The 14,043-nt window shown below is 41.5% G+C and carries 12 protein-coding genes and 1 other RNA gene; 2 read left to right on the top strand and 11 right to left on the bottom strand.

What is annotated here, in order from left to right; all coding sequences use genetic code 11:
• Positions 1-12: 12 nt before the first annotated feature.
• The 5 genes from T541_RS0104365 to tadA all read right to left on the bottom strand — a co-directional run bounded on the left by T541_RS0104365 (position 13) and on the right by tadA (position 6,988).
• The gene (locus T541_RS0104365) at positions 13-807 is read right to left on the bottom strand and encodes an alpha/beta fold hydrolase (protein ID WP_026651530.1); all 795 of its coding nucleotides are present in this window, start codon (positions 805-807) and stop codon (positions 13-15) included.
• Positions 808-911: 104 nt separating this feature from the next.
• Positions 912-2,492, bottom strand: coding sequence for a glycoside hydrolase family 9 protein (locus T541_RS0104360; protein ID WP_026651528.1), 1,581 nt, complete (start codon positions 2,490-2,492; stop codon positions 912-914).
• Positions 2,493-2,515: 23 nt separating this feature from the next.
• Positions 2,516-4,804 carry a hydratase gene (locus T541_RS0104355; RefSeq protein ID WP_026651527.1) on the bottom strand — a complete coding sequence of 763 codons (2,289 nt, stop codon included), beginning with the start codon at positions 4,802-4,804 and terminating at the stop codon, positions 2,516-2,518.
• Between the two features lie 100 nt (positions 4,805-4,904).
• Positions 4,905-6,446 (bottom strand): extracellular solute-binding protein, encoded by a 1,542-nt coding sequence (locus tag T541_RS0104350; RefSeq protein WP_026651526.1) that lies wholly within the window; start codon positions 6,444-6,446, stop codon positions 4,905-4,907.
• Positions 6,446-6,988, bottom strand: coding sequence for a tRNA adenosine(34) deaminase TadA (gene tadA / locus T541_RS0104345; protein ID WP_081779844.1), 543 nt, complete (start codon positions 6,986-6,988; stop codon positions 6,446-6,448). Before tadA ends, T541_RS0104350 begins: the two co-directional genes overlap by 1 nt.
• Positions 6,989-7,125: 137 nt before the next feature.
• On the opposite strand from tadA, the gene T541_RS0104340 reads away from it, so the two are divergent.
• Together T541_RS0104340 and ffs are read left to right on the top strand one after the other, a co-directional pair.
• Positions 7,126-7,545 (top strand): RrF2 family transcriptional regulator, encoded by a 420-nt coding sequence (locus tag T541_RS0104340; RefSeq protein ID WP_026651524.1) that lies wholly within the window; start codon positions 7,126-7,128, stop codon positions 7,543-7,545.
• Between the two features lie 9 nt (positions 7,546-7,554).
• Positions 7,555-7,760: signal recognition particle sRNA large type (gene ffs / locus T541_RS21040), an RNA gene on the top strand.
• A gap of 25 nt (positions 7,761-7,785) precedes the next feature.
• Here the strand turns inward: ffs and T541_RS0104335 are convergent.
• From T541_RS0104335 to T541_RS0104310, 6 genes are all read right to left on the bottom strand, one after another.
• On the bottom strand, positions 7,786-8,871 hold the full coding sequence (locus T541_RS0104335; protein ID WP_026651523.1) for a PucR family transcriptional regulator: 1,086 nt from the start codon (positions 8,869-8,871) through the stop codon (positions 7,786-7,788).
• A 112-nt stretch (positions 8,872-8,983) separates the two neighbouring features.
• Positions 8,984-10,093, bottom strand: a complete 1,110-nt coding sequence (locus tag T541_RS0104330) for an ABC transporter ATP-binding protein (protein WP_026651522.1) — start codon at positions 10,091-10,093, stop codon at positions 8,984-8,986.
• Between the two features lie 202 nt (positions 10,094-10,295).
• Complete coding sequence (locus T541_RS0104325; RefSeq protein ID WP_026651521.1) at positions 10,296-11,738, bottom strand: GGDEF domain-containing protein; 1,443 nt, start codon at positions 11,736-11,738, stop codon at positions 10,296-10,298.
• A gap of 9 nt (positions 11,739-11,747) precedes the next feature.
• Positions 11,748-12,530 carry a YesL family protein gene (locus tag T541_RS18805; protein WP_051538087.1) on the bottom strand — a complete coding sequence of 261 codons (783 nt, stop codon included), beginning with the start codon at positions 12,528-12,530 and terminating at the stop codon, positions 11,748-11,750.
• Between the two features lie 20 nt (positions 12,531-12,550).
• Positions 12,551-12,982: a GNAT family N-acetyltransferase gene (locus tag T541_RS0104315; RefSeq protein ID WP_034466080.1), complete on the bottom strand. Its 432-nt coding sequence runs from the start codon at positions 12,980-12,982 to the stop codon at positions 12,551-12,553.
• Positions 12,983-13,034: 52 nt separating this feature from the next.
• Positions 13,035-13,988, bottom strand: a complete 954-nt coding sequence (locus T541_RS0104310; protein WP_026651519.1) for an alpha/beta fold hydrolase — start codon at positions 13,986-13,988, stop codon at positions 13,035-13,037.
• Between the last annotated feature and the right edge of the window lie 55 nt (positions 13,989-14,043).

Genomic DNA, 14,043 nt, shown 5'->3' with positions numbered 1-14,043 from the left:
CTAATAGTCTCCTCACATACTGATTCCAAGAAAGCTTCCCAGAATCTTGTTAAACAGATATGCGTTGTCAATAAAGCTGTAATGGCCTGCGCCCTCAATAACTGCAAGTCCTGCCTCTGGCATCAGCTCTTCCATCTTCTTACCATCAGAAAGTGGTGTGGCTGTGTCCTGGTCACCCCAGATCAAAAGAGCTGGCATTGTAACTGAAGGCATGTAAGGAACAAGGTCCTCATTAACCACCTTAACAAGGCTCTGTCTCATAACTGGAGAAGCTGCTGCGTAATCCGCGCTTCCAAACTTTCTCTGAAGAGCATCCAAAGTGCCTGGGAACAGCTTAACAATTCCTGTCTTGGTAATTAGATTCTTGTAGAATTTATATCTCTTAGTTCTTTTATTCTGTGATGCACTCTTAACAGGCTTAACACCTGCTGCGTCAGTAAGAATGATCCTTGGAATAGTAAAGCCTGCCTTTATTCTTCCGTCGTGAATTCCTGAAGCAAGCTTAATAATGATCCTGCCTCCCATGGAATGACCAAGGAACATGATCTCTTTTTCCTCAGGATAAAGCTTAGCTATGAAATCAAGAACAAAGGTAACATAGTCATCCACATCCATTGGCTCAGAAGGCTCATCGCTCTTACCAAAGCCCGGCATATCCATGGCCACCACGTGATATTTCTTTTTAACAAAGTTAGTCACGCTGGCAAAAAGATCTATGTTGGATCCCCAGCCATGAAGCATAACAAGAAGTGGTCCCTGTCCCTCATCTATATAATTGATATTAAGTCCATTTATATTTGTATTCATATAACACTTTCTGCGAATCTATACTACAAACCTCATACATATTATCACTACAGATATGCTCATGCAAATTCCCCATAGTGCCCTGTACTCTGTAAAAAGTGCCATTAGCTCTTTTGCTGCTGCAGAACACTTAGCATAAATATGAACAGCGCATCATTCTGAGGATCGTTCATTATTCCTGCGGCCCCGTTCTTGGAAGCGTAGGAATTCTCTGTCTCCTCAGTGACATAATTGATGGCGTTACTGTTCATTCCCATAAGGAAATGGGCGTGATTCTCGATGATAGTGGTGTATTCGTGGTTATAAATAATATGGTCTGTGATAGTCAGACACTTCATATCAGCTAAAAGAGCTGAAAAATCAGCGGTAGAACCTGAATCCGTCACCTTGTAACCATTGTTAGAGGCCTTGGCGGAAATACTCTCTGAGCGCTTCATAAGAAGCTTCATGATAACTCCGCACTGGTCCATGTCCACAGGCTGATTGGTGGACAGATATGTGATGGCGCCAGAGAAAACATTGTTATCCTCCTCAAAAAGCGCTGCAAAATCACTCTTTGCGAAATACATATTAAGGACATTCAGATAATTCTGATTGCCAGTTGCTCTGTAGAGCTGCGCTGAGGCGTTAAATGCTCCGGTGTTATCCTCAGGCTTTTGATTATTAAGGAAGCAGCTATAGGCTCTATCTGCTGCCTTAAGGCATGTTGTGGCAAAGTCAGGGTCATATTTCTGGTAAAAAAAGCTAAATCTGGCCGCCATAGCTGAAAAGCTGATGGTGGACTCTGTGGATACGCCTGTCACATACACGGGAGCGGTGAAGACATCCCCAGACTTGGATGTGTCTGTCATGGCAGCTCCATAAATTCCGCCAGTTCTTGAATCCTGCATCTTAAGAAGCCATTCAACTTCGTATCTGACCTCATCAAGGATATCCGGAATGCCATTACCACTCTCGGGGATTCCGGTTTCATCGGTAAAGGAGGAAGGGTTCATCTCATAGGCTGTAAGAAGGTTCTCTGCTATCCTGCTTCCGATATAGGTATCCCTGTCTGCCTGTTCATCCATGTGCCATCCGCCATTTACTTCTATCTGAACTGATGGATCATCCTGAAGAATGGCCATCTGGGTATGGCAGGCTGTATGGGCATTCTCTCCTGCGTAGCCCTCTGAAAGAGACATTCCGCATCTATTTATGTAGAATTCCTTACAGGCCTCGTTGAATACATCCTGATAAACATCCTCTGCTATGGAAAAAGAATAGGATTCTCCCACAATATCTGCATAGATGTAGTACTGACCAGGCTCCTTGAAGTCGTTGAATCTTCCTACAGCGTTATACTCCCCCACCTCTTCATTAAGGGAGGATCTGTCAATCTGGCCTGTGTAGACAACTTCTCCGGTTTCAAGATCTTTTACCTGAAATTCCTCCGGAAGATTCTCACCCCTAAAAATAGCTATCTTTTCAGACTCTGTATTATATCCCACCTGATCAACCAGAATATTAGGGAGCTGTTCTTTGACCTCGTAGTTAGAAACGGTCTGAGAATTACTGTCCTTAGGCGTATTGTCAGCTGTCCCTGTTTGTTCAGCAGAAGAAGCGCCGCAACCTGCGACGCTTCCTGCCATAAGTAGGGTCATAAGCCCTACAGATATTCTTTTCTTAAAATGCAAAAGACCAAACATACCTATACCCTCATATAAAACAATCATACGCGGTTATAGTTTATTAAGCAACCATCCAGAATAATCTGTCTCTCGTCATCTGTAAGATCGCCCAGTCTTAATGTGAACTCCTTTAATGTATTGTCTTTTACAGCAAATGCCTTAATCTGGCTATCCTTGTTCTCTACTGCCTTCCTGATTCCTGGGAAGAAGATGTAATCAAGATTCTTAAATGGAAGATCCTCTCCGTCAATAAGGAATGGAAGCATACCCCAGTTAATAAGGTTAGAGCGATAACGCTTTGTGGCATACTCATTGGCTATATTAGCCCATCCACCAAGCACCTTCTGACAAGAAGCTGCCTGCTCTCTTGCAGAGCCATCACCTGGCTTAACCGCAAAGATTGTTGAACCAATTCCTGTGTTCTTGGAAGAAACATCAGGATAAGTCTCCTTAAGAGTCTTAACAACAGATGCGATCTCGTCACTTGTTTCGTTAAGATCAACATTCTGTCTTCTCTTAACCTCCTGAGCATAAACCTCTTTTGCTCTTCCAACGTACTCTGGATCCTTTCTTGAAAGAGTAAACTCTGCAAGTCCAAGAGGATTAGATCTATAGGATGAAGTCTCACCAGATGGGATAAGCTCATCAGTTGTGGTTACAGGATCGTGAATCTCTGATACAACCTTAAGGATAAGGTTCTCAGGAAGCTCTACCATTTCTGGCCAGTCCTTGATGTTAGGTCCAAGCTGAAGCTCAACAGAAGGATCAGCCTTGCCCCTTGAATCAAATACACGGTTCTTATAAATCTCTGAATCGAAGTGATATTTGTATTTCTTAAGCTCACCATCAAACTCGGTTGCAGGTGTAAGAACGCCCTGATTAGCAGCTGTTGCAGCAATAGAACGTGCATCCATAAGAGCAACTGAAGCAACCTGTCCGTTCTGAACCTTAGAACCTTCACGGTTAGGGAAGTTACGAGTTGAGTGTCTGATACTGAACGCGTTATTAGCTGGTGTATCGCCTGCTCCGAAGCATGGTCCGCAGAAGGCAGTCTTAAGAATTGCACCTGTCTCAAGGATTGCAGCTGCAGCACCATTCTTAACAACTTCCATAAAGATAGGTGTTGATGCAGGGTAAACACTAAGTGTAAATCTGTCATTACCGATAAAGTGGCCCTTGAGGATATCAGCTGCTGCACAGATATTCTCAAATCCACCGCCGGCGCAACCTGCGATAATACCCTGATCTACAATGAACTTGCCATCCTTAAGCTTACTTGTAAGTGAATAGTCAACCTTATCTCCAAAGCTTACTTTAGCTCTTTTCTCAACGTCTCTTAAGATATCTGCAGCGTTTCTGTTAACCTCTGCAATCTCATATACATTACTTGGATGGAATGGCATGGCAATCATTGGATTGATTGAGCTAAGATCAACCTTAACCAGGCTGTCATAATATGCCACATTTCCAGGCTTAAGCTCTTTATAATCACCTGCTCTTCCATGGATCTCATAGAAGTCCTTGATCTCCTCATCTGTCTGCCAGATGGAAGAAAGACATGTTGTCTCTGTGGTCATAACGTCAACACCGATTCTGAAATCAGCGCTAAGGTTCTTAACTCCAGGTCCAACGAACTCCATGACCTTATTCTTAACAAAGCCGTCGCCAAATACCTTGCCGATAATAGCAAGAGCTACGTCCTGAGGACCTACGCCCTTCTTAGGCTCTCCCTCAAGGTAAATAGCCACAACTCCTGGCATATCTACGTCATAGGTCTGACCAAGAAGCTGCTTAACAAGCTCAGGTCCGCCCTCTCCGATTGCCATAGTTCCAAGAGCTCCGTATCTTGTGTGAGAATCGGAGCCAAGGATCATATTACCGCCACATGCCAGCATCTCTCTTGCGAACTGATGAATTACAGCCTGATGAGGTGGAACGTAGATTCCGCCGTACTTCTGGGCTGCTGTAAGTCCAAACATGTGATCATCTTCATTGATTGTACCGCCTACTGCACAAAGAGAATTGTGACAGTTGGTAAGAACGTATGGAATTGGAAACTTCTCAAGTCCAGAAGCTCTGGCTGTCTGAATAATTCCAACGTATGTAATATCATGGGAAGTAAGCTTGTCAAACTTAATGCAAAGCTTATCCATGTTTCCAGAGGTGTTATGCTCTTTTAATATGCCGTAGGCAATTGTATTCTGTCTTGCCTCATCTCTGGTAGTATCACTATATCCCTTAGATGCAAGAGCCGCTGACGCCTCGTGATCATCTGGGATAATAACTTCACCGTTAACCAAATAGCATCCTTTGTCTAATGTTGTTACCACTTCCTGACCTCCTACCTGATACAAATTTTAACCGCTATACATGTATACAATTTACAGGCGCTATCATACCATATTTTCTTCTATCTTTGTAGTGTCATTTTTAACGGTTATCAAGAGCCGCCTGCAATTGTCTTATAAGAGTCTCTATTCCAGCCTCTTTGAGTTTCTGTCTGAAAAGAGCTATCTCCTCTTCCGGTTCTGCCTCATACTTGCCATAGGCTATTGCTGGAACATATTTATCACAGACTGCTACCACATCTTCCAAAATCTGCTGGTCTACAGCTGCGGAGAACGGTATCTCATCCCATGGATACTCTACTGCCACCCTTTCATAATCCTCTACCAGGTCATAGTATTCCTTCCAGGAAGCGGCTGAATCCAAAAGCTCGTACTCATCACGTCTTCCCCACCAGAAATTCGTAGTCATACTGTCTCTGTCAGCGTTATAACCGCTTGGCTTTTCCAGCATTCCCTTGCTATTTACAGAATACTGCTTTCCTTCTATTCCATAGCGGATGAGCCTGTAACATTCCTCATTATTCCTAAGGAAATCATAGACCATGAGAGCTCTCTCAGGATTCTTGGACTTAGAATGTACCGCCATTGCGCCATGCAGAATACTATTCCTTATAAGATTCCCTGTATCCTTCCCAAACCAGAAGAATCCAACCTCCGCATTTGGCATTATTACATCCATTTTGGGCTTTATTTCTGTGTAGAAGTTCTGGGTGTGATGCTGGAGAAGCGCTGATTCATCAGCGTAGAACTCAATATCGTTATCCTCTGCCAAGGACAGATCCTCTCTCCAGACTCCCATCTGATCCCATCTCTTCATGAGCTTTGCATAGTTTGTGTAATCATCCCCTGTATAAAATGGGCTTACAATGGTCTTCTTGTCATGTGAATAGGCCCCAAATAAGCCATATGTGGTAACTTCGTAAATTGGAATATAATCAGACTTTGATGTAAGATAACCAAGACTCACTATAGTATTGGTACCGTCAGCATCCCAAGGAATCATTCCCGGGTAATTATAGCGAACAAACGCAAGATACGTAGTCAGATCCTCCCATGTCTTGATATCAGAAAGACCTGATTCGTCCAAAATATCTTTTCTATAGATAAAACCGTGATTAGTCCACTGGTTATATTCATTCTCCGGAATCACATAGATATTTCCATCCAGAGAACAGGCCTGCCACTGCGCGCCTGACACATTGGCATAGGTCTGCGGACAATATTTCTTTAGCATGTCCTCGGATAATGCCAGAAAATTCCCCCTCTGGACATTGGGCCACATATCCAGCCAATCCGCACCGGTTCCCACCAGATCTATGTCCACTTCTCCATTATCAAGGGCCTTATTATAATTAGCCAGATAATTGTCCCATCCAATATAGTAAATATCCAGCTTAGCATTCAGATTCTTAAGTAATAGCGCATTAATCTTTTCCATCACCTTCTCTGTCTGTCCATTAGTGGGCTTGTCCCCTATGGTCAGATAGGTTATAGTAACTGGCTCCTGGCTAAAGTCAATATATTCCTCCACGCCAGTAGTTCCTGCACCACTTCTGGAACCGCAGGAAACTGACATAATAAGCGCTGCTATTACTAATAAGATACTGATAGCTCTTTTTTTCACTAAAGATTTCCTTTCTGCTCCTTAAGAGCCTTGTTCCTGATCCTTAGCTCTGTAAAAAAATCTTTAAGTAACTTACTACACTCGTCTTGTAATACGCCTTTTTTGACCTCAACCTGATGATTAAAATCCGAATTATTAAGAATATCCATTACAGATCCTGCACAGCCCGCCTTGGGATTCTCCGCCGCCATGATAACCTGCGGAATCCTGGACTGAACAATAGCTCCTGCACACATCTGACAGGGCTCAAGGGTAACATAGAGCTTGCACTCCTCCAGTCTCCAATCCCCCATGACCTTGCAAGCCTTCTTGATGGCCGTTATCTCCGCATGAGAAAGAGCTGTCTTATCTGTATTTCTTCTGTTATAACCTCTTCCGATTATCTTTCCTTCATATACTATTACGCATCCAATAGGCACTTCACCCAGCTTATAAGCCTTCTTAGCCTGGGCTATGGCAGCCTTCATATATTTGACGTCCAATAGCTCCTCTTCTGTTAAAAGAGCTATCTCATCAGCTTTTTTCTTTGGTTCAATTTTCATATCTAAATCCGATTAATCTCATTTCATACCAAAATGGTAGTAATTGAATGTATTTTCTGTTATCATAATCAAACAAGTCTATTTTAATTATATGTTTTTTGACAATTTGTAGCAAATTAAGTGATCTAGAGGTACTTATGAAGATATCAACTAAAGGGCGCTATGCACTTAAGGTTATGCTGGATCTGGCTTCCAACGATAACGGAGGCTATATCGCACTTAAGGACATCGCAGCCAGACAGGATATTACAGTTAAATATTTAGAGCAGATCGTCAGCTCTTTAAGTAAAGCTGGCTATCTTAAAAGCATGCGTGGTAATAACGGCGGTCACCGTCTTGCCAAGGCTCCATCTGAATATGTAGTAGGGGATATTCTAAGAGTTATAGAGGGAAATTTTGCTCCTGTAAATTGCGTATCTGCAGAAACAGGCATCGACTGTCCACTTTCTGAAAGCTGTGCCTCTTTTACCTTCTGGAAAGGCCTGGACGAAGTGGTCAATGAATACGTAGACAGGTTTACTTTACAGGATCTTCTCGATAAGAAATCTGTTAATTGACACAACAATAAAAACAAAGTATATTTATATAGCGGTTTTGTGAAGGGTGTATGTAGCAGTCCTCATGTATGAGATCGGGTCTTATGCAATGGAAATCTGCGAACCGTGTCAGGTCGGGAACGAAGCAGCACTAAGTGGAATCTTCCATGTGTTGTAAGGTCGCCTGATCTTATCGGAGTCAACGTGCATGCATCCTTCACAGAACCGCTATTTTTATGCAGCGAAACTGTGAATCAATATTTATCTATTCTCAAGATACTTCATATAATTGATTACCATGAGCGCAATCTTAAATGTAAGGGCATCATCAAATTTTCTTACATCAAGTCCTGAACTCTTTTCCAATTTCTCAATTCTATAAACCAGAGTATTTCTGTGTACAAAGAGCTGTCTTGATGTCTCTGATACATTGAGGTTATTCTCAAAGAACTTATCAATTGTGATAAGAGTCTCTTCATCAAGATCGTCTGGAACTTCCTTGCCTCCAAAAATCTCATCTATGAAGATACGGCAAAGACTTTCTGGAAGCTGATAGATAAGTCTGCCAATACCAAGAGTATTGTAAGCATTAACACGTCTCTCAGCATAGAAGATCTTACCTACTTCAAGAGCCATCTTGGCTTCCTTAAAGGACTTACTAAGGTCCTTGATCTCATCAACAATTGTTCCATAGGATACGCTTACATTGAGCATAGCCTCTGTATTCATCATATCAACGATTGTTGTAGCAAGCTTCTGAACTTCATCGTAGTTCTGACCCTTTGACATGGTCTTTATCAAGATAACACTGTTCTCATCAACAGCTGTCACATAGTCACCAGAATGAGGGCCAAACATACTGGAAAGAAGTTCCTGTGCAGAATTATCCTGAACCTTGGATGTCTCCACTAGAATAATTACGCGGGGAACGTTTACATCGATCTTAAGCTTACGTGCTCTGTTATATACATCAATAAGGAGCATATTATCCAAAAGGAGATTCTGGAAGAAATTATTCCTGTCATATCTCTCCTTGTAGGCAACTATAAGGCTCTGAAGCTGACTTACTCCAATCTTACCCACCATATATGCATGCTCTGAATCACCCTTAGCTAAAAGCACATATGCAGGTTCTCCTTCATCCAGGATCTTAAAAAGATGTACATCTCCAATTACCTGGGAGTCAACTGGCGAATTCGCAAAACTGATCACTATAGAAATGTCTAAAAAATCCCTGTCAGACGTGGTAGCAATTACATCACCACTAAGATCCATCACGCAAAGATCAACTTTAGTAATGGCGCCTAATTCCTCAACACTAGATTTAATTGTTTGTGAAGATATCATGGATTTCCTCTCCTATCAGTTTTATTACCCTTAGTATACCATAATAGAGCGTATTGCATAAACTATTGCAAAAAAAGAGTCACGCCATAAGCGTGACTCCTTAAAGTTTTTATTAGTTTGTGATTGTCTTCTCTGTCTCTTTGTCGAAGATGTGGATCTTCTCAACATCGAATGCAAACTTAACCTTATCGCCAGGTCTAGCTGTTGTACGAGAATCAACTCTAGCTGTGATAGGGAACTCAGCAAGATCAAAGTACAGATAAACTTCTGCACCAAGAAGCTCGTATACGTTGATTGTTGACTCGAATACTGCCTTTGATGTGTTAACAACCATCTCTGAATCGTCAACATCCTCAGGACGAATACCGAATGTAACAGTCTTTCCAGCATAACCGCCATCGATAACCTTCTTAGCCTTAGCTGGTGGAAGCTCGATTGACTGGCCTGCGATCTTAAGGCTAGCCTTATCTCCATTAACCTCAACCTCAGCGTCAAGGAAGTTCATCTGAGGTGATCCCATGAATCCAGCAACGAAGAGGTTGCCTGGCTTGTCATAGAGGTTCTGAGGTGTATCTACCTGCTGAACAACACCGTCCTTCATAACTACGATTCTTGTACCAAGAGTCATAGCCTCTGTCTGGTCATGTGTAACGTAGATGATTGTTGTACCAAGTCTCTGGTGAAGCTTAGCGATCTCTGTTCTCATCTGAACACGGAGCTTAGCATCAAGGTTTGAAAGAGGCTCATCCATAAGGAATACCTTAGGATTACGAACGATAGCACGTCCCATAGCAACACGCTGTCTCTGTCCACCTGAAAGAGCCTTTGGCTTACGATCAAGGAGCTTCTCAAGATCAAGGATCTTAGCAGCATCTCTAACCATCTTGTCGATCTCTGCCTTTGGAACCTTACGAAGCTTAAGTCCAAATGCCATGTTATCATATACTGTCATGTGAGGGTACAGAGCGTAGTTCTGGAATACCATCGCGATATCTCTGTCCTTTGGCTCAACATCGTTAACTACTCTGTCGCCGATTTTAAGTGTACCTGAAGAAATATCTTCAAGACCAGCGATCATACGAAGTGTTGTTGACTTTCCGCATCCTGAAGGGCCTACGAAAATGATAAATTCCTTATCCTCGATCTCAAGGTTGAAATCTTTAACAGCCTCAAATCCGTTAGGATAAACTTTTGTAACATGCTGAAGTGATAAACTTGCCATACCTTACTTTTTCCTCCTAATGTGTGTAAAGCTTTTTGCTATATTTGAGTATAGCGGTAAGGGATTTTATTTACTATTCACTATTTTCACAAATATTTTATTTTTCATTAGCACATTTGCTCAAGTAAAAGCCAAGTTATCCACAAAAAAGAAATGTTGACGAAGATTTTGCTCTTTAACTGTGCAACTTGCCTATTGAACATTAATGGTAGAAGGTTATAGTTCCCTTCTGTTCACTTTTCATTCTTTCAATTGCTTTTCTTCCAGCGAATACAATTTCTTTTCCGCTTGATCCATCCTTTGGAAGAATTGCGGCTCCGACATTTAGCTTGATAGGATACTTCTCAGCCATACCTTCTTCCTTGAGATCATGTATAAACATCTGCATATCATCAGTTTGCTTTCTGATGTCCTTCTCAGTCTCTATATCTTTAAGAAAGACAAAGAACTCATCCTCTGCACTTCTACTTATGACATCTGTAATTCTAAATCGAGTCTTAAGCTCAGTAGCAATATGTAGCATTGCTTTATCAATATATTCCTCGCCCTTAGATATCCTAATTTCATCTGCTCCATCTATCGCCATAACAAATAACAATCCATTGGTTCCACCAAGCTTTAGGTATTCATCTATTGCTCTCTCAGCGGATTCTTCCTCCAAAAGACCTGTCAATTCGTCTATCTTTCTCTTTTCTCTACGTCTTTTACCAAAATATATCTCCAGACGATCAGATAGAATATCTACCAAAATGAGTAAGAGCACAAGCACTACAGTAGCTATCATGAAAACCTTAAGAAGATTTTCTGTATGTGACATTGGCACAGCGATCAGCTTATCCATGGTCTCATAGCTGGTATAAACGATAGCTCCGCCCTGAGTGATCATGGAAGGAGAAACTGTCAGATATCCATGTCCCTTTAATTCACAAGTGTATTCAATTTTGTTGGAAATACTATTTTTAATGGCTTCAACAGGCACTTCGCCAGGAAGAGTATCCCAGGCCTTTCCATCGCCTGTTCCAAGGATTCCATTACTTGATACCAGAATTGATCCATCATAGGCAACTATATAACCAAGGTCACCCTTAAAATTGTCGCCAAATATCTGATTTGGAAGATTCTCTGTATCAATATATGAAATGACGTATCCTCTGGATCCATCCACAAACTCTGTGGAAACTATGTATGCCACCTGATAGCTGTCATACTCGGCATAGATTCCAAGGAAAATCATTCCATTTCCGCCATTGCCAAAGTAGGAAACCATATCATCAAAAAATGGCTCACCCACTATAGACGTCATCTTTCCACTTTCGGAATAGCCATACCCCTCGCTGTCGCATAATACAACAGAGGAAGCATAGGACTTGTCTATAATGTAAGAAAGCCATTTACATATCTTGTCGCTGTCCTGCTTGAAATCATAATCCTCGCAGTACTCAGCGACCATTTTTGTGACATCCTGGACAGCCTTAATGTTTACATCTGCTTTGTACAGTGCTCTATCAATTTCGTTAACCTGTGTCTGCCATGCATCATGAATAGCAATGTTTCTGGCGCTTGTTTTAAAAACGCCAAGAACCGTTGCAACAAACACAGAGTATAGAACCACTGGTATCAGCCATCTTAAAAATGTTCTTCTCACAAATACCTCTTACTGTTCTTCATCTTCAGCTTCATCAATCTTCTTGATAGCGTTATCAAGTTCCTCTTCTTCTGTAAGGGACTCTTCTTTAGGCTCGAAACGCTTAAATGTGCCGTTATATAAAAGAGCACATAAGAAACCAGGTCCAGCTATTCCAAACAGAATAAGGATTGGAACAGATCTTACATCAAAGAAATAAAGGATAAGCGCTGGAAGAGCTGTACAAAGTACCATAACTACAGTCTTAGGAAGCGCAAGTATTGATAAAGAAAATGCATTCTTAAGTGTGCCAATATTAGTGTTAACAAACTTGGCAAGCACTGGGAATATGTACAAAGAAACCATGTAGAAAATGAAGCCTACGCCGATGATGACGTAAGTAAATATCTTACCCTTTCCTAACATGATGAAATAGTCTAAGATCAGAATTCCGCCTACAAAAAACTGAATGATCTGAAGCACTGCAGCCTGCTTAAAGTTCTCTTTAAATGATTTAAAGAAGGCCTTTACAATGTAGCTTTCCTCATCTCTTACAATCTTAAGTAATACGTAGTGCATTCCTGTAAGTGCTGGTCCTACTGGAATAGAAAAAAGAAGTCCTGCAACCCATGCCCAGAAAATATAACCAAGTGCAAATTCCGCATCTCCAAGCATCATAGGAGCAAGGAAAAAGGCCAACTCAAGAATGAGCGGAAGAAAAAACAAAAGTGTCACGAGGTTGAGGATCATAATGTCAGCCACCTTGGTAAGCGCACGCATAAGTGGGCTGTCCAGATCAAAAAGTTTACCCATAGTTCTTAATACCTATCTTTCTAATTTCTTTTACTTCTTAAGTCCAGTTCCATCGGAGTGAATCTAATTCCATCAGCCGTAGTCTCAGGGGCAGTGTCCTTAAACCCTATCCTGTGATAAAAATTACAGGCATACGGAGAAGAATTAACAGATAAGCTGTCAACTCCCACTTCCTCTACTGCATACTTGGAAGCATATCTGACTAACGCAGTAGCGATTCCATTGTGATGGTAACTACTATCGACAAAAAGAAGTGATATATGCTTCTTGTCACGTATCGAAAGCATACCAACAATTTTGGTCCCTTCAACGGCAACAAAAAGCTGATAATGACCTGCAAGGAACATATTCCTTAACATGTCATCATTAACAAATTTGTGGAAATTACGTATTCCCTCTTCACAATAGTCAGGGGCGTCGAACTTGACAAAGGTATCCCATGCCAATTTCATCGCCCCGTCCCATTCAGAATGATAAGCAAATCTTACCATTATTTTTGAAGTGTCAATCTTTTGCAACTTTATCGATCACTTTCTTAAGCCATGCATACTGATCTTCGTAAACCTTAGATCTGTCAATCTCCTGCTGAAGTTCATGACGCATGCCATCATAGAGCTTAAGCTCAACATCGGTTATCTGAAGCTGATCCTTGTAGATGTGATAAAGCTTCTCTGGAGCCTGTCCATAATCACCTACTGGATCCTCTTTACCTGCAGTGATGAGAATTGGAAGATTCTTAGGAATATCTTCCATCTTGTCTGTATCCTGAACTCTTCTAAGGAATTCAGCCATAGTCTTAAATCCATTGATTGTAAATACAAAATTATCTGCTGGATTTGCGATATATTTATCTATGCTTTCTTCATTGTGAGAAAGCCAGTCAAATTTGGTTCTAGGATTTGGAATATTCTTAAGGTATCCTTTGAAAGCCATGTTGTTGACCATGTCAGAACGATGCTTCTCTCCAAAGATAACTCCAAGAACATTAACAAGGCCGCTAAGAGACTTGATTGTTCCATTTGGCATAAACGCTGTACCCTGAATGATGGCGCCCTTAATACCTGTGCCATAACGGGTAATATACTCTCTTGCAACAAAAGAGCCGAAGCTGTGTCCAAGGATAAATACTGGAATACCAGGATATTCTTCCTGAACCATCTTCTTAAGTCTGTGGGCATCTCTCACAAGAACAGTTGCTGGATCATTCTTGCAGAAATAACCATAGGTAGTGCCCTTTCCGCCTACTGATCCACCATGTCCGAGGTGGTCATTACCCATTACAAGAATGCCCTTTTCTGCCAGGAAAGTGGCAAACTCATCATATCGATCGATAAACTCCTGCATTCCATGGATAATCTGTAAAATAGCTACAGGCTCTCCTTCGGGGATCCACTTAATAGCGTGGACCATGGTCTGTCGGTCTCTTGATTTGTAGGTCAATTCCTCTTTGCGTACCATTTGAAATCCCTCCCCATAATTGAGTTTTCGTGACTAGATTAATTATATAATAATA

The organism is Butyrivibrio proteoclasticus P6B7 (genome assembly GCF_000622085.1).
GTDB classification, from domain to species: domain Bacteria; phylum Bacillota; class Clostridia; order Lachnospirales; family Lachnospiraceae; genus Butyrivibrio; species Butyrivibrio proteoclasticus_A.
This window is presented reverse-complemented; position numbering and strand designations above follow the sequence as displayed.

Coding starts and splice junctions, on each gene's coding strand:
- T541_RS0104330 (WP_026651522.1), bottom strand. CDS start 10,093: ATGGCAAGTTTATCACTTCAGCATGTTACAAAAGTTTATCCTAACGGA.
- T541_RS0104360 (WP_026651528.1), bottom strand. CDS start 2,492: ATGTTTGGTCTTTTGCATTTTAAGAAAAGAATATCTGTAGGGCTTATG.
- T541_RS0104315 (WP_034466080.1), bottom strand. CDS start 12,982: ATGAAATTGGCATGGGATACCTTTGTCAAGTTCGACGCCCCTGACTAT.
- T541_RS18805 (WP_051538087.1), bottom strand. CDS start 12,530: ATGGGTAAACTTTTTGATCTGGACAGCCCACTTATGCGTGCGCTTACC.
- T541_RS0104340 (WP_026651524.1), top strand. CDS start 7,126: ATGAAGATATCAACTAAAGGGCGCTATGCACTTAAGGTTATGCTGGAT.
- tadA (WP_081779844.1), bottom strand. CDS start 6,988: ATGAAAATTGAACCAAAGAAAAAAGCTGATGAGATAGCTCTTTTAACA.
- T541_RS0104310 (WP_026651519.1), bottom strand. CDS start 13,988: ATGGTACGCAAAGAGGAATTGACCTACAAATCAAGAGACCGACAGACC.
- T541_RS0104335 (WP_026651523.1), bottom strand. CDS start 8,871: ATGATATCTTCACAAACAATTAAATCTAGTGTTGAGGAATTAGGCGCC.
- T541_RS0104365 (WP_026651530.1), bottom strand. CDS start 807: ATGAATACAAATATAAATGGACTTAATATCAATTATATAGATGAGGGA.